The organism is Streptomyces sp. NPDC052036 (genome assembly GCF_040680495.1).
Classification (GTDB): domain Bacteria; phylum Actinomycetota; class Actinomycetes; order Streptomycetales; family Streptomycetaceae; genus Streptomyces.
Genome location: NZ_JBFAWW010000005.1, coordinates 106,413 through 126,909, shown reverse-complemented (window position 1 = coordinate 126,909; position 20,497 = coordinate 106,413). Strand labels below are relative to the sequence as shown.

Below are 20,497 nucleotides of genomic sequence, written 5' to 3'. Positions count from 1 at the left end.
GGTCGCCCGTCGTCGAACTCCGCGGGCGCGCCCCTCCGTCGTGGCTCACGCGGATTCGCGATAGGCCGCCGCCTCCTCCAGGTCCAGGCGTCTGAGCAGCGTACGGAGCATCTCGTCGTCGATGTAGCGGTGGTTGCGGAGCCGCACGAAGACCTCCCGCTCCGCGCCGATCATCTCCCGGGACAGCCGGCTGTAGGTGTCATCGGCCGACTCGCCGGTCACCGGGTTCACCGAGCCGAGGCGCTCCCACACAGCGTTGCGCCGGCGCTCCAGGACCGCGCGGAGACGGTCGACCAGCGGCGGCGGCAGCGCGTTGCTCTCGTCCTCCAGGAGCGCTTCGAGGTGGTGCTCGGCGGCCCGCGACGCCTGCGCCTGGGCGTTCGCCTCGGCAAGGGTCTCCGCCCGGGGATCGCGCCCCGGCAGTCTGAGCAGGCGGACCAGCGGGGGGAGGGTCAGCCCCTGCACCACCAGGGTGCCGATCACCATGGTGAAGGTCAGAAACAGGATCAGGTTGCGGCCGGGGAAGGGGCCGCCGCCGTGCACGGTCCGGGGGATCGAGAAGGCGATCGCGAGGGAGACCACCCCTCGCATCCCGGCCCAGCCGATGATGAACGGCGCCTTCCAGGTGGGGTTCTCCTCGCGCTCCCGGATGCGCGAGGACAGCACACGCGGCAGGAAGGTCGCCGGATACACCCACACGTACCGCGAGACGACGACCACGACGAACAGGGCCACCGCGTACCAGGCGGCATGCATGCCCTCGTAGCGGCCGAGGCCCCGCAGGACGACCGGCAGCTGCAGTCCGATGAGCGCGAACACCGCGGACTCCAGGATGAACGCGACCATCTTCCACACTGCCTCCTCCTGGAGCCGGGTCGCGAAGTCGACCTGCCAGTTGTGGTAGCCGAGGTAGAGGGCGACGACGACCACGGCCAGCACCCCGGAGGCGTGCGCCCACTCCGCGGCCCCGTAGGCCACGAACGGGATCAACAGCGACAGCGTGTTCTGGAGCAGCGCCTCCTTCAGATGCGTGCGCAGCCAGTGGATCGGCATCATCAGCAGCAGGCCGACCGCGACACCGCCGAGTGCCGCGAGGGCGAACTCGCGCACCCCGTCCGCCCAGGTGGCGCCCTCCCCGACCGCCGCCGCGAGCGCCACCTTGTAGGCGGTGATCGCGGTCGCGTCGTTCACCAGCGACTCGCCCTGCAGGATGGTGGTGATCTGCGACGGCAGCCCCACCCGCCGGGCGACCGCGGTGGCCGCGACGGCGTCCGGCGGCGCGACCACCGCGCCCAGGACCAGCGCCGCGGTCAGCGGCAGATCCGGCACGATCAGATAGGCGGCCCAGCCCACCGCGAGCGTCGCGAAGAGCACGTACCCGACGGACAGCAGCGCCACCGGCCGCAGCTGCGCCCGCAGGTCCAGGTACGAGCTGTCCGCGGCGGCCGTGTACAGCAGCGGCGGCAACACCAGCGGCAGGACGATGTCCGGGTCGAGCGTGTACTCCGGCACCCCCGGCACATAGGAGATGACGAGTCCCGCCGCGACAAGCAGCAGGGGGGCGGGCACGGGGGTGCGGCGGGCGGCCCCCGCCACGGCCGCACTGCCCGCGACCAGCAACAGCAGCGGCAATACGTTCATGTCTTGCGCCCGCCCCTCTATATTCGCGCGGCTTTCCGCAGCGCCGTCGTAACCTGGCAATCATGAAACAGTGCACGCACGCCGGCGCGCTGCCGCACCCCGCCCCAAAGCCCCGGAGCGAGACCTGCCTGGAGTGTCTCGCGGCAGGCACCGACCCGGTGCAACTACGGCTGTGTCTGGAGTGCGGGCACGTGGGCTGCTGCGACTCCTCGCCCCTGCGGCATGCGACGGCGCACCACACGGAGACCGGCCACCCGGTGATGCGCACCTTCGAGCCGGGTGAGGACTGGCGTTGGTGCTTCGTCGACCATGTACTCGTGTGACCCTGGATCCGGACGGTTCGACGGTCTGACGTCTGGGTACGTCAAACCGGCGCGCGCTCTTCCCAATTGGGCCCGCAGACCCCTAGCCACTGTGCGTACACATAGGTTTACTATGAGTGACAGCAAGGGGCCGGGGTCGCGGGGACAGAAAAGCCGGTAGCGCGATAGCGTCACCGCTGAACCACGTAGGGCGTTACCCCGAGGGGCGACCCTCGGCCCCCGAAAGAGCATGTACCACCTTGGAGGTGAGGGTGTCCCAGATCGCAGGCGAGCCCGCGACCCAGGACTTCGTGGAAGTCCGGCTGCCGGCAGCGGGTGCCTACCTGTCGGTGCTGCGTACGGCCACCGCCGGCCTCGCAGCCCGTTTGGACTTCACCCTCGACGAGATCGAGGACCTGCGCATCGCGGTCGACGAGGCCTGCGCGATCCTGCTGCAGCAGGCCGTGCCCGGCTCGGTGCTCAGCTGTGTCTTCCGGCTCATCGACGACTCGCTCGAGGTCACGGTCGCAGCTCCGACCACGGACGGTCACGCTCCGTCACGAGACACTTTCGCCTGGACCGTTCTGTCGGCCCTGGCCGGCAAGGTCTCCTCCGCGGTCGCCGACGACAAGACCGTGTCCATCAGCCTCTACAAACAGCGCGGCGCGGGACCCGGGCCGGCGTGACGAACGGGGACGGGCCGGTGCGGGACGAAGAGCGCGGCACACGAGAACTGTCCGCCGGGACCGTCGGCGGCCCGACCGGGCCGCGGCGGACGGCGGCCGGTGTGGACGGCATCCCGGAGCAGGCCCGTCCGCATCCGGAGGACGACGCTTCGGCGATCGCGGCACCCGCGCAGACGGGAGCGACGGGAGCCGAGGAGACGTTCTCCGTGCGGGGCGGCACACGACGGGATCCGGACGGTGCCCCGCTGAGCACGCCCTCTGGAGGAACTGGGGCCTCCCCGGCTCATGGGGGTCCTCCCGCTCGAGCGCGGTCGAGAGCGGGGGCGGAGCCGAGAGCGCGGGGAACGGTGACGGGCGGGACGATGAGCGAGCACGAGCGAAACGCCGAGCAGAGCGTGCCGGGCGGCGCGCAGCACGACCCACAGGACCGCAGCGGGGCGCGGTCCATGTTCGTCGAGCTGCGCCAGCTGAAGGAGGGCAGCCCGGAGTACGCGGAGTTGCGCAACCGGCTGGTCCGTATGCATCTGCCGCTCGTCGAGCACCTCGCGCGCCGCTTCCGCAACCGCGGCGAGCCGCTGGACGATCTGACCCAGGTCGCCACCATCGGCCTGATCAAGTCGGTGGACCGCTTCGACCCGGACCGCGGGGTGGAGTTCTCGACCTACGCGACCCCGACCGTCGTCGGCGAGATCAAGCGTCACTTCCGCGACAAGGGCTGGGCGGTACGGGTGCCGCGGCGTCTGCAGGAGCTGCGCCTGGCCCTGACGACGGCCACGGCCGAACTGTCCCAGCTGCACGGCCGCTCCCCGACGGTCCATGAGCTGGCCGAGAAGCTGGCCATCTCGGAGGAGGAGGTCCTGGAGGGCCTGGAGTCCGCCAACGCGTACTCGACGCTGTCCCTGGACGTCCCCGACACGGACGACGAGTCCCCGGCCGTCGCGGACACGCTCGGCGCCGAGGACGAGGCCCTGGAGGGCGTGGAGTACCGCGAGTCGCTGAAACCGCTGCTCGAGGACCTTCCGCCACGGGAGAAGCGGATCCTGCTTCTTCGCTTCTTCGGCAACATGACGCAGTCGCAGATCGCACAGGAGGTCGGCATCTCCCAGATGCATGTCTCGCGACTGCTGGCCCGGACCCTGGCCCAGCTGCGGGAGAAGCTGCTGGTCGAGGAGTGACGAAGGGCGACCGGATCCCGGTCGCCCTTCCGTGTGTGTGCCGTCGGCCGTCCGCCCGGTTCCGGCCTACTTCTGGTCCTGTACGTTCCCGGGCCCCCGGATGCCCAGCGCCCGCGTGGTCGCCGGGTTCACGAGCAGCACCAGGGCCGCCACCGCGACGGCGGCGAGCGCGATGCCGCCCGGGACGGCGACGCTGTCGGCCTGGAGCAGGTTGTACGCCACGGGCAACGCCATGATCTGGGTGATGACCGCGGGCCCCCGGCTCCAGCTGCGCCGCAGCAGCAGACCGCGCGCGGCCAGCAGAGGCAGCAGCGCGAGCACGATCAGGGTGAGGCCGCCGGTGACGGCCTGCCGGCGGTCGTCCGGCGAGCCCGTGAGGCCCAGGACGAGCATCCATGCACCGCCCACGACGAGGGCGAGACCCTCCAGGCCGGCGAGTGCCGCCGCGACGGTCAGCCGCGCGGGGCGGGGCCCGGCGTCGGGGCTCGGGGAGGTCGGGTTCTGCTCAGCGCTCACCCCAGAAGGGTAGCCCTCGCACTCGGCCCGGCCGGCGGCGCGGGCGGGGCGGCGCGGGCCGGACACGACCACCGCGTCCCGGGCCGCTTTCCCGGCCACTGTGCTCAAGGCCACTCCCGCTCCTCTTACCCGATCCCTAACTCGGCCTGGGACGAGTACCGCCGAGTAGGTAACCTGCAACTCATGCGTGCACTTCTCGTGGTCAATCCGGCGGCAACCACCACAAGCGCACGTACCCGTGACGTTCTGATCCACGCGCTGGCGAGCGAGATGAAGCTCGAAGCGGTCACCACCGAGTACCGGGGGCACGCCCGGGACCTCGGCCGCCAGGCCGCGGAGAGCGACGACATCGAACTGGTCGTGGCACTCGGCGGCGACGGGACGGTGAACGAGGTCGTCAACGGCCTGCTGCACCACGGCCCCGACCCCGGCCGGCTCCCCCGCCTCGCCGTCGTGCCCGGCGGCTCGACCAACGTCTTCGCCCGCGCCCTCGGTCTGCCCAACGACGCCGTGGAGGCCACCGGCGCGATCCTCGACGCCCTGCGCGAGGGCCGGGAGCGCACGGTCGGCCTCGGCCTGGCCGAGGGCACCCCGGGTACCGAGGACGAGGCAGTGCCCTCCCGCTGGTTCACCTTCAACGCCGGCCTGGGCTTCGACGCGGGCGTGGTGGGCCGGGTCGAACAGCAGCGAGAGCGGGGCAGGCGCTCCACCCATGCGCTGTATCTGCGCCAAGTGCTGCGCCAGTTTCTGGACGAACCTCATCGCAAGCACGGAACGATCACCCTGGAGCGGCCCGGCGAGGAGCCGATCGACGGGCTCGTGCTGTCCATAATCTGCAACACGACGCCCTGGACGTTTCTCGGCAATCGTCCGGTGTACGCCTCACCTAAGGCCTCGTTCGATACCGGACTCGATGTACTCGGCCTCAGCCGTATGTCGACGGCCTTGGTTGCCCGGTATGCAACCCAGTTGCTCACTTCGTCCCCCGAGCACGGACCCCGCGGCAAGCACGTGGTCTCCCTGCACGACCTGAGCGGCTTCACCTTGCAATCGAAGGTGCCGCTACCCCTCCAGATGGACGGGGACCACCTTGGACTGCGCACCAGTGTGACGTTCACAGGCGTACGCCGTGCACTGCGTGTGATTGTGTGAGCAGAAGGCCCCAAAGTCCTTTCACTCGAACGTTTAGGCCAGGATCCACCCCTTGGAAGTACGGCTGTGACCTAGTCGACACCAAGGAATCAAAAAAAACTTTCCGGAAGGGGTTGTATCCGCCGCTGAGGTTTGCGAGTCTCTACGTGGCGCTCGGGGCGGCACGCACCATCGGCCCCCACAGAGAGCCCGAACCCCTCCTCAAACCAAGGACCACGTCAGTGAGTCTGACGATCGGCCCTTCACTTGTTGAGGGATTCGTGAAAGCGTTCACATTCACAAGCAATCTGCACGTAATACCAAGAGAGGTAGCAGCCATGGACTGGCGTCACAACGCCGTTTGCCGCGAGGAAGACCCCGAGCTCTTCTTCCCCATCGGCAACACCGGTCCCGCGCTGCTGCAGATCGAGGAAGCCAAGGCCGTCTGCCGTCGCTGCCCGGTTATCGAGCAGTGCCTGCAGTGGGCGCTCGAGTCCGGTCAGGACTCCGGCGTCTGGGGTGGTCTCAGCGAGGACGAGCGCCGCGCCATGAAGCGCCGCGCCGCCCGCAACCGGGCCCGTCAGGCCTCCGCCTGACACACCCACCCCGCCTGAGCTTGGCGGCGCGTACAGCGAGTACGCATCTCCCGCCCCCGAGCCGCAGCGCGCAGTACCCCCGGTGCGCAGCAATAGCTGGCAACTGAGCTTTAGCCCCGGACCACTTGTGGTCCGGGGCTCATTGCTTTGTGTGCGGAGCGGTCCGGGCCTCCGCGCCGCGCGCGTCAGGTGTTCGCCCGGACCGGGATGTCCAGGATCACCCGGGTCCCCCGCCCCGGGGCCGGCACCATGTCGAAGACGCCGCCCAACTCGCCCTCCACCAGCGTCCGCACGATCTGCAGACCGAGGTTGCCCGCCGTGTGCGGGTCAAAGCCCTCGGGCAGGCCGACCCCGTCGTCCTGGACCGTGACGAGGAGCCGGGCCTCCTTCGTCGTACCACCGCGGACCGCCGAGACCTCGACGGTGCCGGTGTCGCCCTGACGGAAGCCGTGCTCCAGCGCGTTCTGCAGGATCTCGGTCAGCACCATGGAGAGCGGGGTCGCGACCTCGGCGTCCAGGATGCCGAAGCGGCCGCTGCGCCGGCCGGTGACCGTGCCGGGCGAGATCTCGGCGACCATGGCCAGCACCCGGTCGGCGATCTCGTCGAACTCCACCCGTTCGTCCAGGTTCTGAGACAGCGTCTCATGCACGATGGCGATGGAGCCGACCCGCCGTACCGCCTCCTCCAGCGCCTCCCGTCCCCGCTCGGACTCGATACGGCGGGCCTGCAGGCGGAGCAGGGCGGCGACCGTCTGGAGGTTGTTCTTCACCCGGTGATGGATCTCCCGGATGGTCGCGTCCTTGGTTATCAACTCACGCTCGCGGCGCCGCAGTTCGGTCACGTCCCGGAGCAGCACGAGGGAACCGATCCGGGTGCCCTTGGGCTTGAGCGGGATGGCGCGGAACTGGATCACCCCGTCATGGGCCTCGATCTCGAACTCGCGCGGCGCCCAGCCGCTGGCCACCTTGGCGAGCGCCTCGTCGACGGGGCCGCGGGTGGGGGCGAGTTCGGCGGTGATCTGGCCGAGGTGCTGGCCGACCAGGTCGGAGGCCAGGCCCAGGCGGTGGTAGGCCGACAGGGCGTTGGGAGACGCGTACTGGACGCCGCCGTCCGCGTCGAGGCGGATCAGCCCGTCGCCGACGCGCGGCGAGGCGTCCATGTCGACCTGCTGGTCGGGGAACGGGAAGGAGCCGGCCGCGATCATCTGCGCCAGGTCCGAGGCGCTCTGGAGGTAGGTGAGCTCCAGACGGCTCGGGGTACGCACGGTGAGCAGGTTGGTGTTGCGCGCGATGACGCCGAGGACACGCCCCTCACGTCGTACGGGGATGGACTCGACCCGGACCGGGACCTCCTCGCGCCACTCGGGGTCGCCCTCGCGCACGATCCGGCCCTCGTCCAGGGCGGCGTCCAGCATGGGACGGCGGCCGCGCGGGACGAGGTGGCCGACCATGTCGTCCTGGTACGAGGTGGGGCCGGTGTTGGGGCGCATCTGCGCCACCGAGACATACCGGGTGCCGTCACGCGTGGGCACCCACAGGACCAGGTCGGCGAAGGAGAGGTCGGACAGCAGCTGCCACTCCGACACCAGCAGATGGAGCCACTCCAGGTCGGAGTCACTGAGGGCGGTGTGCTGGCGGACCAGTTCGTTCATGGAGGGCACGTCTGCGAGGGTACCCGTGAGCCGGGACGACGCTCGTAATCAGCCAGGGAGCGCAGCGTCGCCGCTCGGCGAAAGGGGCCCGGAGACACCCGCGGGCCGCGGCGCCTGGGAGGGACCCTCAACCCTCCCGGCACCGCAGCCCGGAGCAGCAACGGCCACGGGGTGTGCGGTCCCGGTCGGCCGAAGGTCGAGGACCCGGAGCAGTCAGGGCAGAGAGCGCCGGTTCCTCGGTCCGTCTTCCTGTGCGGGGAAGACGGAGGTTTGTACGGACTGTCCTCGCTCGTGCGCGACGAGAACACTTTACGTGCTTTACCCACGCTTGTGGACTAGACCACGTCCAGGGACCATGGTGCTGGGTCCGGGCGCGCGTGTCCATGCGTCGGAGGATGTTTGTTGTTGTCTCTTTATCGGACATGCGCTGATGTCCCCCCGCAGGGTAGCGGCCTTCGGCTCACCCTGGGGACGGATTACCGCCTACGAGTCGTCGGCGCGTCCCGGCAGACGACCCAGACCCGCCGTTCCACTCCCCCCGGCCCGGCCCCGCACCCCTCTTCCACGAGGGGCCGATTCTGATAGATTGGTCTATACCACATGTGTTTCTCTCGCGTGTGTGCCCCCGGGTCCCCACGCGAGCCCCTCCTCAGATCGGCAGGCCCACCGTGGAAGTTGTCATCGTCCCGGACGCCAAGGCGGGCGGCGAGCTCATCGCCGAGGCCATGGCACAGCTGCTCGGGCGCAAGCCCGACGCCCTGCTCGGCGTGGCCACCGGATCGACGCCGCTGCCCGTCTACGAGGCGCTGGCGACCAAGGTGCGCTCCGGAGCCGCCGATGTCTCGCGGGCACGGATCGCCCAGCTCGACGAGTACGTGGGCCTGCCGGCCGATCACCCCGAGTCGTACCGCTCGGTGCTCGCCCGTGAGGTGCTCCAGCCGCTCGGGATCGGTATGCAGGCGTTCATGGGGCCCGACGGCGCGGCCGAGGACGTACGGGCGGCGTGCACGGCGTACGACACGGCGCTGGCGGAGGCCGGCGGGGTGGATCTGCAGCTGCTCGGCATCGGCACCGACGGGCACATCGGGTTCAACGAGCCGTGCTCCTCGCTCGCCTCCCGCACCCGGATCAAGACGCTGACCGAGCAGACCCGGATCGACAACGCGCGCTTCTTCGACGGCGACATCGACCAGGTGCCGCATCACGTGATCACCCAGGGCATCGGCACCATCCTCGAGGCGCGGCACCTGGTGCTGCTCGCGACCGGCGAGGGCAAGGCGGACGCGGTCGCCGCGACCGTCGAGGGACCGGTCGCCGCCGTCTGCCCGGCCTCCGCGCTCCAGCTCCACCCGCACGCGACCGTCGTCGTGGACGAGGCCGCCGCGTCCAAACTGAAGCTCTCCGACTACTTCCGGCACACCTACGCCAATAAGCCCGACTGGCAGGGCATCTAGTGCTGCGACCGGGGAGGGCGCCGGAACCCGGCGCCCTCCCCCTCCCCGCCGGGGTGGTGCTCACGCTCGAACCGCCCCGCCGTCATCTGCCGGCGACGACCTCCGCCGCGGCCCGTCCGCACACCCGTGCCGCCCCGTGCGTGGCGATGTGCAGGGCCCCGCGGGGGGCGGCCTGCGGGACACCCATCTCGACCACGACGGTGTCGGGGCGCTGCGCGAGGATCACGTCCAGGGCCCCCGCCATCCACGGGTGACGGTGCTCGTCGCGGACCACCGCCACGATCCGCCGCGCCCCGGCGGCCTCCAGCACGGCCCGTCCCACCGTCTCCCCCGCGAAGCTGCCCGTCTCGGTGCCCGGGAGCATGCGCATCAGTTCCGCGGCCACGCCCCAGGGGGTGTCGTCACCCACCGCGATGTTCGCGACGGGGGTAAGGGCGGCGACGTAGGGCGGCTCGGTGAGCGGGGTGAAGCCCTCCGCCCCGGTGACGGTCAGCGCGCGCCGGGCCGCGAGCAGACCGACGTCGGCGCCGGGGGCCGGCCGCGCGGGAGCGCCCGTCGCCGCCGACGACGCCGTCCACCGCGCGAGCGCCCGGACCCGCTCGGCCGCCTCGGCCAGCCGCTCCTCGGCCAGCTCGCCCGAGCGCACGGCCGTGACCAGGGCGTCCCGCAGACGCCGTACCGTCTCGTCGTCCGCGAGGCCGCCGCCCACGCAGATGGCGTCCGCGCCCGCCGCGACGGCGAGAACGCTGCCGCGCTCGATGCCGTATGTCCCGGCGATCGCCCGCATCTCCATGCCGTCGGTCACGATCAGGCCGTCGTAGCCGAGTTCGCCGCGCAGCAGGTCGGCCAGGACGCGCCGGGACAGCGTGGCCGGGCGGTCCGGGTCCAGGGCCGGGACCAGGATGTGCGCGCTCATCATCGCGCGGGTGCCGGCCGCGATCGCCGCCCGGAACGGGGCGAGTTCGCGCCCCTGGAGCACCTGCGCCGACGCGTCGATGCGCGGCAGCGCCTGGTGGGAGTCGACCGCCGTGTCGCCGTGCCCGGGAAAGTGCTTGGTGCAGGCGGCGACGCCCGCGGACTGCAGTCCGGTGACATAGGCAGCGGTGTGGCGGGCCACCAGTTCCGTGTCGGCACCGAAGGACCGCACGCCGATGACCGGGTTCGCGGGGTTGGAGTTCACATCGGCGGAGGGCGCCCAGTTGAGGTTGACCCCGCACTCCGCGAGCCGGAGGCCCAGCTCGTGGGCCACCGCGCGGGTCAGCTCCACGTCGTCCACGGCGCCCAGCGCGTGGTTGCCCGGGAAGGAGGATCCCGACCCCGCCTCCAGGCGGGTGACGTCGCCCCCCTCCTCGTCGATCGCCACGAGCACGTCGTCGCGTTCGGCGCGCAACTGGGCGGTCAGGGCGGCGAGCTGCTGCGGGGAGGCGATGTTCCGGCCGAACAGTCCCACGGACGCCAGCCCCTCGCCGAGGCGGCGCAGCAGCCAGTCGGGGGCGGTGGTGCCGGTGAAGCCGGGCTGGAGGACGGTGAGCGCGTCGCGGCTGAGGCCGTCCTTGCCCGAATTGGACGCACTGGTACCGCTGGCGAATGTCGTCATCGGGTGGCGTTATCCCTTCACGGCGCCCGCGGTCAGGCCCGCGGCCATCTTGCGCTGGACGAGGAGGAAGAGCACGACGATCGGCACCGCCATCATCGTGGCACCGGCCATCATCGGGGCGTATTCGGTGCCGTGCTTGGTGGTGAAGTTGCCGAGCCAGACGGTCGCGGTCTGGTGCTGCTGGCTCATCAGCATCAGGGCGTACAGATACTCGTTCCAGGCCTGGATGAAGCCGTAGACCGAGGTGGCGACCAGGCCGGGGGCGAGCAGCGGGAAGACCACGCGCAGGAAGGCGCCCGTGCGGGAGCAGCCGTCCACCATCGCGGCCTCCTCCAGCTCGCCCGGGATGTTGACGATGAACCCGCGCAGCGTCCACACGGTGAACGGCAGGATGAAGGTCAGGTACGTGATGATCAGGCCGGTCAGCCTGTCGTACTGGTCAAGGTCGTTGAGCAGCAGGAAGACCGGGATGATCATGGCGACCAGCGGGATCATCTGGACCGCCAGGATGCCCACGATCACGACCTTCCGGCCGCGGAAGGCGAAGCGGGAGATGGCGAGCGCGGCCAGCATCCCGACGACGATGCCGATCGCCACCACCGACAGGGACACGACCAGGCTGCGGCCGACCGGGCCCCAGAAGTCCGCGATGTCCAACGCCCGGCGGAAGTTGGCCAGAGTGAGGCCCGTCGGCAGCAGGCTCGGATCGGGGTCGATGGCGTCCTTCGCCGGCTTGAACGCCGTGTCGACCATCCAGTAGACGGGGAAGCCGGCGGTGACGAAGACGAGCAGGCCGAGGAGGTTCCAGCCGAGCCTCGGCCTGCGGCGGCCGGGAGACGCGAGGGTGCTCATTCGACCTCTCCGATCTTCAGCATCTGGCGCATGTACACGGCGACCACGCCGAGCAGCAGCACCACGGTGAGCAGGGCGATGGCCGAGCCCTGCGCATAGTCGTTGACGACGAACGCGCGGTCGTACGAGTAGGTGGTGAGGAGCTGGAACTCGGCTTCCGGGTGGCCGCCGCGCATCACGAAGACCTGCGGGAAGACACCCATGTCCCAGATCACCGAGAGGGTCGTGAGCATCACGATGATCGGCTTGAGGACGGGCAGGGTGACATAGCGGAAGACCCCCCAGGCGCCCGCGCCGTCCAGCCGGGCCGCCTCCTGAAGCTCCTTGGGGACCTGGGTGAGGCCCGCGCTGAGCGTGATCACGACGAAGGGCACCGCTCCCCACACCACCAGGAGCATGATCACGGCCAGGCCCTGCGGCCCCGACGCGAACCAGTTGTGGCCGATCATCTCGACCCCGGGCAGCTTGCTCAGCAACGCGTTGAAGACGCCGTAGTCCGAGTCGAAGAGCCACTTGAAGACCGTGGTGGCCACGACGACGGGCATGCCCCAGCTGGCCACCAGCGCAATGTTGATCAGTGTCTTCACCCAGCCGGAGACCTGCTGGAGCAGCAGGGCGATCAGCATGCCGGCGACCATCGTGAAGACGACACAGCCGGCCGCGAAGACGACCGTGCGCACGACGACGGCCCAGAACTCGCCGTCGCCCAGCACATCGGTGAAGTTGGCGAACCCGACCGACTCGGCCGGCTGGAAGCCCCACAGCTGGGACTGGCCGAACTTCTCGAAGGACAGGGTGACCAGGCGCACCAGCGGATAGCCCATCACCAGGGCGAGGACCAGCAGACAGGGCGCGAGCAGCAGCCAGGGGGTCGCCGCCCCGCTCGACGTGCGCCTTCTGCGTGGTCCCTCCGGGACGACGGGTGGCGGCGCCGGCCGCGGCGGCGGCACCTTGGCGGGGGTGGTCGTGTCTGCGGCACTCATCGCGCGCTCCTCAGCGGTCCCTCAGGTCGAACGGGACGCGGGGCCCCTGCCCCGGACTCCCCCCTGGGCTACGGGGCCCCGCGCTCAGGTCACTTGGTGTTGATGACCTTGTCGATCGCGGCGTCCGCGTCCTTCGCGGCGGCCTCGACCGACTTCTTGCCGGTGCCGATGTCCTGCAGCATGGTCTGCAGGACCTGCGCCTTCTCGACCTGGCCCCAGCCCGGTGCCATCGGGACGAACCAGTTGGACTCGGCGGCGGTGGCGGGCACCGCCGTCGCCGGGTCGTTCTTCAGCGTGGCGAGGTCCGTCTTGTTGTTGGGCAGGTTGCCCTTGGCGATCAGGCCCTTCTGGCCCTGCGAGCCGGTGAACGCGTTGATCCACTCGCCGGCCAGGTCCTGTGCCTTGGACTTCACCGGGATCGCGAGGTCGGAACCGCCCAGGAACACCGGGATGTTCTTGCCGGACGGGCCGGGCATCACGAAGTTCTCGAGGTTGTCCTTGAGCTTGCCGGTCTTGTCGTTCTTCGGATCGGCCGCGGTCGCGCCCTCCCAGGCGGCGGCGAAGATCATGGCGGACTTGCCCTGCCCGTAGACGATGTACCGGTCGGACTCGTCCTTGGTCTTGTCGCCGTGCATGTACTTGTCGACGACGTTCTTGAACTCGGTGAGGCCCTTGACGGACTCGGGCGAGGAGAGGTTGGCCTTCCACTGGCCGCCCTCCTCCTTGGCGATGGAGCCGCCCGCGTCGTAGACGAAGGACATCGCCGCGTACCAGTCGCGCGTCGGCTGGTACCAGGCGTTGAACTTGTCGCCCTCTTTCTTCTGGATCTTGTCCAGGTCGGCGGTCAGCTCCTGGTACGTCTTCGGGGGCGTCTTGATGCCCACCGAAGCGGCGATGTCCTTGCGCCAGTTGGCGACCCGGCCGCCCGCGTAGTACGGGACGCCGTAGGTCTTGCCGTCGTAGGTGACGGAGGTCTTCAGGCCGTCCAGCCACTGGCCGGAGTTGTCGAACTTGGCCGGGTCCACCTGGGCGAAGGCGCCCTTGACCATGTAGCTGAGCATCTCGCTGTTGCCCATCTCGACCACGTCGGGCACCTTGTCCGTGGCGAGGACCGCGTCGAGCTTGGCGTTCTTGTCCGGCCAGCCGTAGTACTCGTGCTTGATCTTCAGACCGGGGTGCTTCTTGGCCACGGCGTCGTCCGCGGCCTTCACCAGCGTGGGCCAGTTGTTCTGCGCGTCGACCGTCAGCCAGACGGTGAGTTCCTTGGCGTCCGACCCCCCGGACTTGTTGTCCCCGTTCCCGCATGCCGCGATGGAGACCATCATGCCCGCGATTCCGATCGCGGCTATCAGCTTGCGCTTCACGCCCACCCTCCTCAGGGATGCCACCAACCCCCCTTGTCCCCGCGGCGACTTGATGACGAGTACCGCCCGTGGGGCCGGGACCTGGACCAATGGTGTAGACCAGTACGGGGGAGCTTGGCCCAGACCAATAGGTGTGTCAAGGGTGTTCGGCGCGGTCCGGGCGTCCGTTATGGGACCTACATATGCAAGGACCTTTAAGTAGGAACCCAGCAAAAAGGGCAGGCCAGCGAGGCCTGCCCGACTGGACCACTTCGGGGCGGTGGACTAGACCAGCGGGAGTGCCGACGGTATACAGAGGGGATCCCCGGACGCGTGACGGGGATCGCGGAACATGCGGGGCACCCCCCGCATCAAGCCGTGCCACGATGTGAGCCGCGACCGACGGAGTGCCGGTCGCTTCGGCATCCGGAGCCGGGAAGGCAGACCATGAGCACCGACGTCAGCAGTGCGGAGAGCGAGGGCGGGGCGACCGTCCGCACCGCGCGCGTGCCCAAGTACTACCGTCTGAAGAAGCATCTGCTGGAGATGACGGAGACGCTGGCGCCCGGAACGCCGGTACCGCCCGAGCGCACACTGGCCGCGGAGTTCGACACCTCGCGCACGACCGTACGCCAGGCCCTGCAGGAGCTGGTCGTCGAGGGCCGGCTGGAGCGCATCCAGGGCAAGGGCACATTCGTCGCCAAGCCGAAGGTCTCCCAGGCGCTGCAGCTCACCTCGTACACGGAGGACATGCGCGCCCAGGGCCTGGAACCGACCTCGCAACTGCTGGACATCGGCTACATCACCGCCGACGACACCCTCGCCGGGCTGCTCGACATCGCGGCCGGGGGCCGGGTGCTGCGCATCGAGCGTCTGCGGCTGGCGAGCGGCGAGCCCATGGCGATCGAGACGACGCATCTGTCCGCCAAGCGCTTTCCGGCGTTGCGCCGCTCGCTGGTCAAGTACACCTCCCTCTACACGGCGCTCGCGGAGGTCTACGACATCCATCTCGCGGAGGCCGAGGAGACCATCGAGACCTCGCTGGCCACCCCCCGTGAGGCGGGCCTGCTCGGCACGGATGTCGGCCTGCCGATGCTGATGCTCTCCCGGCACTCGCTGGACGGGCAGGGCAACCCGGTGGAGTGGGTGCGGTCGGTGTACCGCGGGGACCGCTACAAGTTCGTGGCGAGGCTCAAGCGGCCCCAGGAGTGAGCCGCCCGGCGGCCATTCTCCGCTGTTGAGGGCCGATATCCGGACGAGGTCTTCCGCCCCGGCACACCGTCACCTAGATTGCCTGCGCATTACACAGGTGAACTGTGAGGGGACGGAGCCACCAGATGTCAGATCAGTCGGATGTGACAAGAGAGGCGACAGTGACGCCCGTGCGCGTCGTCATCGCCCTCTGTCTCGTAGCACCCTTTGTCGCCATGCTGTGGGTCGGCTCCTACGCCAAGACCGATCCCGCCTTCATCGGTATCCCCTTCTTCTACTGGTACCAGATGCTGTGGGTGCTGATCTCCACGGCGCTGACCATGACCGCCTACCAGCTGTGGCGCCGTGACCAGCGCGCCCGCGCCGACCGCGAGGGGGGTGCGTCGCAGTGAAGAACGGCGTGAACGGCGTCGCGCTCGGCGTCTTTGTCTTCTTCTTCCTGGCCGTCACCGTGCTGGGCTTCCTGGCGGCCCGCTGGCGCAAGGCCGAGAACGAGCACAGCCTCGACGAGTGGGGCCTCGGCGGCCGGTCGTTCGGCACCTGGATCACCTGGTTCCTGCTCGGCGGGGACCTGTACACGGCGTACACCTTCGTGGCCGTACCGGCAGCGATCTACGCGGCCGGCGCGTCGGGCTTCTTCGCGGTGCCGTACACGATCCTCGTCTACCCGTTGATCTTCACCTTCCTGCCCCGGCTGTGGTCGGTGTCGCATCGGCACGGATACGTCACCACCTCCGACTTCGTACGCGGCCGGTTCGGCTCCAAGGGGCTGTCGCTGGCGGTGGCGATCACCGGCATCCTGGCGACGATGCCGTACATCGCACTCCAGCTGGTGGGCATCCAGGCCGTGCTGGACGTGATGGGCGTGGGCGGCGGCGAGAACACCAACTGGTTCGTCAAGGACCTGCCGCTGCTGATCGCCTTCGGCGTGCTCGCCGCGTACACGTACTCGTCGGGTCTGCGGGCCCCCGCGCTGATCGCGTTCGTCAAGGACGGGCTGATCTACATCGTCATCGCGGTGGCGATCATCTACATCCCGATCAAGCTGGGCGGCTTCGACGACATCTTCGCCAAGGCGGGCCATGCGTTCGCGCAGACCAATCCGCTGACGGGGAAGCCGCGCGGGGCCCTCGCACCGCCGGAGACGGGTCAGTGGACCTATGCGACGCTCGCACTGGGCTCCGCGCTCGCGCTGTTCATGTACCCGCACTCGATCACGGCGACGCTGTCCTCGCGCAGCCGTGAGGTGATCCGCCGCAACACCACGATCCTGCCGCTGTACTCGCTGATGCTGGGTCTGCTGGCGCTGCTGGGCTTCATGGCGATCGCGGCGGGCGTGAAGGTACAGAACGGACAGCTGGCCATTCCGCAGCTGTTCGAGGACATGTTCCCGGACTGGTTCGCGGGCGTGGCGTTCGCGGCGATCGGCATCGGGGCGCTGGTCCCGGCGGCCATCATGTCCATCGCGGCCGCCAACCTGTTCACCCGCAACATCTACAAGGACTTCATCAAGCCGGACGCCACACCGAAGGAGGAGACCCGGGTCTCCAAGATCGTGTCGCTGCTGGTGAAGGTGGGCGCCCTGGTCTTCGTGCTGACGATGGACAAGACGGTTGCCATCAACTTCCAGCTGCTGGGCGGCATCTGGATCCTGCAGACCTTCCCGGCCCTGGTGGGCGGGCTCTTCACCCGCTGGTTCCACCGCTGGGCGCTGCTCGCGGGCTGGGCGGTCGGCATGGTCTACGGCACCCTCGCGGCGTACGGTGTCGCCTCCCCGACGCAGAAGCACTTCGGGGGCTCGGCGAAGGAGATCCCGGGCATCGGTGAGATCGGCTACATCGGTATGACGGCGTTCGTGATGAACGTCCTCGTCACAGTGGTCCTGACCTTCGTCCTGAAGGCCGTGAAGGCCCCCGAGGGAGTCGACGAGACCAGGCCGGACGACTACACGGCGGACGCGGGCGACGCCGGGGTGCAGGTGGAACTGCCTCCGGCGACGGCCGGTACGTCCCACTAGGACGACGGGTCCCGGGCCACAGGGGCCCGTAGCGGGCGGGCCGTCGGAGAAATCCGGCGGCCCGCTGTCGTTCCCGTCGGGCACACTCGGCCCCATGGACCTCACCATCCGCCAGGCACTGCCCGAGGAGTACGCCGCCCTCGGCGAGATCACCGCTCAGGCCTACCTCCGGGACGGGCTGCTCGACTTCGGCGAGAGCGACTCCTACCTCGACGAGCTGAGAGACGTGGCCAAGCGGGCCGACGCCGCCGAGGTGCTGGTCGCCGTGGAGGGCGACCGGGTGCTCGGCGGGGTCACCTTCGTCCCGGCGGGCGGGCCCATGGCCGACATCGCCGGTCCCGGCGAGGCGGAGATACGGATGCTGGCCGTCGACCACGCGGCCCGGGGGCGCGGCACCGGCGAGGCCCTGGTGCGGGCCTGCGTCGACCGCGCCCGTACGGTCCCCGGCTGTCTGCGCGTGGTGCTGTCCACCCAGCGCACCATGCACACCGCCCACCGGATCTACGCACGCCTCGGCTTCCTTCGTACACCGGAGCGGGACTGGAACCCGCTTCCGGACCTGTTCGACCTCAGGCTGCTCACCTATGCGTTGACACTCTGACACGCTCCGGAGCCGACACGGCACAACATCTGGGGGTGGCCTCGCGACCCGGCACAAGATGTATGCTCATGCTCGCTGTCGCCGCAGGGGAATCCGGTGCGAATCCGGAACTGTCCCGCAACGGTGTACTTGTGCATGTCCGTCCTCAGGGCGGTGCGGCACAAGCGTCAGTCCGAGGACCTGCCGACAGTGCGCCCGACCGACCGGTCCGGGCGCCTGACGTCCGGGCCTCGTGGGATGGGCCGGTGGACGCGACGCCCGCGCGCGCTCGTGAGCTGCCCCCGCCCTCCGCCAGGCCCCGAGCCGAGCGAGGGAGAGCCCCACGTGACCATCGCGCCAGCCGATCCGGCTTCAGCGACACCGGCTTCGGTGTCGATCGCGGTGACCGAGGAGACCGACGGTCCCGGTGCCGCGCTGCTGCGGACCCTGACGGAACTGACCGCCGACCTCCCCGACACCGACCCCGGCCGGGTCGCCGCCGCCGCGCTGCGCGGACGGTCGGTGCGCGCGGACGAGACGGAACTGCGCGAGCTGGCCACGGAGGCGGCCGCCGGCCTCATCTCCGAGGACCCCGCCTACTCCCGGCTGGCCGCCCGGCTGCTGACGATCTCCGTCCGCGCCGAGGCCGCCTCCCAGGGCGTCACGTCGTTCACCGAGTCCATCGCCGTGGGACACCGGGAGGGCCTGGTCGCCGACCGGACCGCCGCCTTCGTGCGCGGGCACGCCGCCCGGCTGGACGCCCTCGTCGACCCCGCCGCCGACGACCGCTTCGGCTACTTCGGGCTGCGCACCCTGCACAGCCGCTATCTGCTGCGCCACCCGATCACCCGCCAGGTGATCGAGACGCCCCAGCACTTCATGCTCCGTGTCGCCGCCGGTCTCGCCGAGGACGACAGCGCCCGCGCGGTGGACGAGGTCGCGGCGCTCTACGGGCTGATGAGCCGCCTCGACTATCTGCCCTCCTCCCCCACGCTGTTCAACTCCGGTACGCGTCACCCGCAGATGTCGTCCTGCTATCTGCTCGACTCCCCGCTGGACGAACTGGACTCCATCTACGACCGCTACCACCAGGTCGCCCGCCTCTCCAAGCACGCCGGCGGCATCGGCATCGCCTACTCCCGCGTGCGCTCCCGCGGTTCGCTGATCCGCGGCACGAACGGGCACTCCAACGGCATCGTCCCCTTCCTGAAGACCCTGGACGCCTCCGTCGCCGCCGTGAACCAGGGCGGCCGGCGCAAGGGCGCGGCCGCGGTGTATCTGGAGACCTGGCACTCCGACATCGAGGAGTTCCTGGAGCTGCGCGACAACACCGGTGAGGACGCCCGGCGTACGCACAACCTCAACCTCGCGCACTGGATCCCGGACGAGTTCATGCGCCGGGTCAACGCCGACGAGCAGTGGTCGCTGTTCTCCCCGGCGGACGTGCCGGAGCTGGTCGACCTGTGGGGCGAGGAGTTCGACACCGCCTACCGCACGGCGGAGGCGGCAGGGCTCGCGAGGAAGACCATCCCCGCCCGTGACCTGTACGGCCGCATGATGCGCACCCTCGCGCAGACCGGCAACGGCTGGATGACCTTCAAGGACGCCGCCAACCGGACGGCCAACCAGACGGCGACCGCGGGCCATGTCGTCCACTCCTCCAACCTCTGCACGGAGATCCTGGAGGTCACGGACGACGGGGAGACCGCGGTCTGCAACCTGGGCTCGGTCAACCTCGGGGCCTTCGTGAACGGCGGGGACATCGACTGGAAGCGTCTGGACGAGACGGTCCGCACCGCTGTCACCTTCCTCGACCGCGTCGTCGACATCAACTTCTACCCCACCGAGCAGGCCGGCCGGTCCAACGCCAAGTGGCGCCCGGTGGGCCTGGGTGCGATGGGTCTGCAGGACGTCTTCTTCAAGCTGCGTCTGCCCTTCGACTCGCCCGAGGCCAAAGCCCTGTCCACGCGGATCGCCGAGCGCATCATGCTCGCCGCGTACGAGGCCTCCGCCGACCTGGCCGAGCGCAACGGCGCGCTGCCCGCCTGGGAGAAGACCCGTACGGCCCAGGGTGTCCTGCACCCCGACCACTACGGCGTCGAGCTGACCTGGCCCGAGCGCTGGGCGGCCCTGCGCGAGCGGATCGCCGCGGTCGGCATGCGCAACTCGCTGCTCCTCGCGATCGCCCCGACCGCGACCATCGCCTCCATCGCGGGCGTGTACGAGTGCATCGAGCCGCAGGTCTCCAACCTGTTCAAGCGCGAGACGCTGTCCGGGGAGTTCCTCCAGGTCAACTCGTACCTGGTGCAGGACCTGAAGGAGCTGGGCGTCTGGGACGCGCGCACCCGTGAGGCGCTGCGCGACTCCAACGGCTCGGTGCAGGGCTTCGCGTGGATCCCCGAGGACGTCCGGGCGCTGTACCGCACCGCCTGGGAGATCCCGCAGCGCGGGCTCATCGACATGGCCGCGGCCCGCACCCCGTTCCTGGACCAGTCGCAGTCCCTGAACCTGTTCCTGGAGACGCCGACCATCGGCAAGCTCTCCTCGATGTACGCGTACGCCTGGAAGCAGGGTCTGAAGACGACGTACTACCTGCGCTCGCGCCCGGCGACCCGGATCGCCCGCGCGGCCCAGGCTCAGGCCCCCGCCACCATCCCCGCGCAGCAGGCCGTCGACCCCGACGCGGTCGCCTGCTCCCTGGAGAACCCCGAGTCCTGCGAAGCCTGCCAGTAAGAGCGCCGAAGCTCTCACTCCCGCCCG

Annotated in this window: 18 protein-coding genes and 1 riboswitch; of the genes, 11 read left to right on the top strand and 7 right to left on the bottom strand. The window is 69.9% G+C overall.

Annotated features, from left to right (window positions below; translation table 11 throughout):
* Positions 1-45 precede the first annotated feature (45 nt).
* Positions 46-1,641: a Na+/H+ antiporter gene (locus AB0L95_RS10415; protein WP_365159950.1), complete on the bottom strand. Its 1,596-nt coding sequence runs from the start codon at positions 1,639-1,641 to the stop codon at positions 46-48.
* Positions 1,642-1,703: 62 nt separating this feature from the next.
* On the opposite strand from AB0L95_RS10415, the gene AB0L95_RS10410 reads away from it, so the two are divergent.
* From AB0L95_RS10410 to AB0L95_RS10400, 3 genes are all read left to right on the top strand, one after another.
* Positions 1,704-1,964, top strand: coding sequence for a UBP-type zinc finger domain-containing protein (locus AB0L95_RS10410; RefSeq protein WP_365159947.1), 261 nt, complete (start codon positions 1,704-1,706; stop codon positions 1,962-1,964).
* Positions 1,965-2,215: 251 nt separating this feature from the next.
* Positions 2,216-2,629 carry an anti-sigma regulatory factor gene (locus tag AB0L95_RS10405; RefSeq protein ID WP_055492491.1) on the top strand — a complete coding sequence of 138 codons (414 nt, stop codon included), beginning with the start codon at positions 2,216-2,218 and terminating at the stop codon, positions 2,627-2,629.
* Between the two features lie 17 nt (positions 2,630-2,646).
* Complete coding sequence (locus AB0L95_RS10400; protein ID WP_365160396.1) at positions 2,647-3,804, top strand: RNA polymerase sigma factor SigF; 1,158 nt, start codon at positions 2,647-2,649, stop codon at positions 3,802-3,804.
* 66 nt (positions 3,805-3,870) lie between these two features.
* Here the strand turns inward: AB0L95_RS10400 and AB0L95_RS10395 are convergent, their stop codons facing one another.
* Complete coding sequence (locus tag AB0L95_RS10395) at positions 3,871-4,320, bottom strand: hypothetical protein (protein ID WP_365160393.1); 450 nt, start codon at positions 4,318-4,320, stop codon at positions 3,871-3,873.
* Positions 4,321-4,503: 183 nt separating this feature from the next.
* Between AB0L95_RS10395 and AB0L95_RS10390 the strand changes: the two genes are divergently transcribed.
* Both AB0L95_RS10390 and AB0L95_RS10385 read left to right on the top strand, forming a co-directional pair.
* A complete protein-coding gene (locus AB0L95_RS10390) occupies positions 4,504-5,472 on the top strand; it encodes a diacylglycerol kinase family protein (RefSeq protein WP_365159944.1) in 969 nt (322 codons plus the stop codon).
* 317 nt (positions 5,473-5,789) lie between these two features.
* The gene (locus tag AB0L95_RS10385) at positions 5,790-6,047 is read left to right on the top strand and encodes a WhiB family transcriptional regulator (protein ID WP_003992873.1); all 258 of its coding nucleotides are present in this window, start codon (positions 5,790-5,792) and stop codon (positions 6,045-6,047) included.
* Positions 6,048-6,232: 185 nt separating this feature from the next.
* Here AB0L95_RS10385 and AB0L95_RS10380 read toward each other — a convergent pair whose 3' ends face one another.
* Positions 6,233-7,699: a PAS domain-containing sensor histidine kinase gene (locus AB0L95_RS10380; protein WP_365160390.1), complete on the bottom strand. Its 1,467-nt coding sequence runs from the start codon at positions 7,697-7,699 to the stop codon at positions 6,233-6,235.
* Positions 7,700-8,367: 668 nt separating this feature from the next.
* Between AB0L95_RS10380 and nagB the strand changes: the two genes are divergently transcribed.
* Positions 8,368-9,153, top strand: coding sequence for a glucosamine-6-phosphate deaminase (nagB, locus tag AB0L95_RS10375; RefSeq protein ID WP_365159940.1), 786 nt, complete (start codon positions 8,368-8,370; stop codon positions 9,151-9,153).
* Positions 9,154-9,235: 82 nt separating this feature from the next.
* Here the strand turns inward: nagB and AB0L95_RS10370 are convergent, their stop codons facing one another.
* From AB0L95_RS10370 to AB0L95_RS10355, 4 genes are all read right to left on the bottom strand, one after another.
* Positions 9,236-10,750 (bottom strand): glycoside hydrolase family 3 N-terminal domain-containing protein, encoded by a 1,515-nt coding sequence (locus AB0L95_RS10370; RefSeq protein WP_365159937.1) that lies wholly within the window; start codon positions 10,748-10,750, stop codon positions 9,236-9,238.
* 9 nt (positions 10,751-10,759) lie between these two features.
* On the bottom strand, positions 10,760-11,602 hold the full coding sequence (locus AB0L95_RS10365) for a carbohydrate ABC transporter permease (RefSeq protein WP_365159934.1): 843 nt from the start codon (positions 11,600-11,602) through the stop codon (positions 10,760-10,762).
* Complete coding sequence (locus AB0L95_RS10360; RefSeq protein ID WP_365159931.1) at positions 11,599-12,585, bottom strand: sugar ABC transporter permease; 987 nt, start codon at positions 12,583-12,585, stop codon at positions 11,599-11,601. Before AB0L95_RS10360 ends, AB0L95_RS10365 begins: the two co-directional genes overlap by 4 nt.
* A gap of 89 nt (positions 12,586-12,674) precedes the next feature.
* The gene (locus tag AB0L95_RS10355) at positions 12,675-13,949 is read right to left on the bottom strand and encodes an extracellular solute-binding protein (RefSeq protein ID WP_365159928.1); all 1,275 of its coding nucleotides are present in this window, start codon (positions 13,947-13,949) and stop codon (positions 12,675-12,677) included.
* A 426-nt stretch (positions 13,950-14,375) separates the two neighbouring features.
* On the opposite strand from AB0L95_RS10355, the gene AB0L95_RS10350 reads away from it, so the two are divergent.
* The 5 genes from AB0L95_RS10350 to AB0L95_RS10330 all read left to right on the top strand — a co-directional run bounded on the left by AB0L95_RS10350 (position 14,376) and on the right by AB0L95_RS10330 (position 20,470).
* A complete protein-coding gene (locus tag AB0L95_RS10350) occupies positions 14,376-15,140 on the top strand; it encodes a GntR family transcriptional regulator (RefSeq protein WP_365159925.1) in 765 nt (254 codons plus the stop codon).
* Positions 15,141-15,265: 125 nt separating this feature from the next.
* Positions 15,266-15,532 (top strand): DUF3311 domain-containing protein, encoded by a 267-nt coding sequence (locus AB0L95_RS10345; RefSeq protein ID WP_365159922.1) that lies wholly within the window; start codon positions 15,266-15,268, stop codon positions 15,530-15,532.
* Positions 15,529-17,157, top strand: coding sequence for a monocarboxylate uptake permease MctP (mctP, locus tag AB0L95_RS10340; RefSeq protein WP_365159920.1), 1,629 nt, complete (start codon positions 15,529-15,531; stop codon positions 17,155-17,157). Before AB0L95_RS10345 ends, mctP begins: the two co-directional genes overlap by 4 nt.
* 94 nt (positions 17,158-17,251) lie before the next feature.
* The gene (locus AB0L95_RS10335; protein ID WP_365159917.1) at positions 17,252-17,758 is read left to right on the top strand and encodes a GNAT family N-acetyltransferase; all 507 of its coding nucleotides are present in this window, start codon (positions 17,252-17,254) and stop codon (positions 17,756-17,758) included.
* Between the two features lie 87 nt (positions 17,759-17,845).
* Positions 17,846-17,939: riboswitch (cobalamin riboswitch) on the top strand.
* Between the two features lie 143 nt (positions 17,940-18,082).
* Positions 18,083-20,470: a ribonucleoside-diphosphate reductase subunit alpha gene (locus AB0L95_RS10330; protein WP_365159914.1), complete on the top strand. Its 2,388-nt coding sequence runs from the start codon at positions 18,083-18,085 to the stop codon at positions 20,468-20,470.
* Positions 20,471-20,497: the final 27 nt, after the last annotated feature.

Bases quoted from the DNA above. Each gene is read 5' to 3' on its own strand.
- AB0L95_RS10415 (WP_365159950.1), bottom strand. From the start codon at position 1,641: ATGAACGTATTGCCGCTGCTGTTGCTGGTCGCGGGCAGTGCGGCCGTG.
- AB0L95_RS10410 (WP_365159947.1), top strand. From the start codon at position 1,704: ATGAAACAGTGCACGCACGCCGGCGCGCTGCCGCACCCCGCCCCAAAG.
- AB0L95_RS10390 (WP_365159944.1), top strand. From the start codon at position 4,504: ATGCGTGCACTTCTCGTGGTCAATCCGGCGGCAACCACCACAAGCGCA.
- AB0L95_RS10385 (WP_003992873.1), top strand. From the start codon at position 5,790: ATGGACTGGCGTCACAACGCCGTTTGCCGCGAGGAAGACCCCGAGCTC.
- AB0L95_RS10380 (WP_365160390.1), bottom strand. From the start codon at position 7,699: ATGAACGAACTGGTCCGCCAGCACACCGCCCTCAGTGACTCCGACCTG.
- AB0L95_RS10370 (WP_365159937.1), bottom strand. From the start codon at position 10,750: ATGACGACATTCGCCAGCGGTACCAGTGCGTCCAATTCGGGCAAGGAC.
- AB0L95_RS10365 (WP_365159934.1), bottom strand. From the start codon at position 11,602: ATGAGCACCCTCGCGTCTCCCGGCCGCCGCAGGCCGAGGCTCGGCTGG.
- AB0L95_RS10360 (WP_365159931.1), bottom strand. From the start codon at position 12,585: ATGAGTGCCGCAGACACGACCACCCCCGCCAAGGTGCCGCCGCCGCGG.
- AB0L95_RS10350 (WP_365159925.1), top strand. From the start codon at position 14,376: ATGAGCACCGACGTCAGCAGTGCGGAGAGCGAGGGCGGGGCGACCGTC.
- AB0L95_RS10345 (WP_365159922.1), top strand. From the start codon at position 15,266: ATGTCAGATCAGTCGGATGTGACAAGAGAGGCGACAGTGACGCCCGTG.
- AB0L95_RS10335 (WP_365159917.1), top strand. From the start codon at position 17,252: ATGGACCTCACCATCCGCCAGGCACTGCCCGAGGAGTACGCCGCCCTC.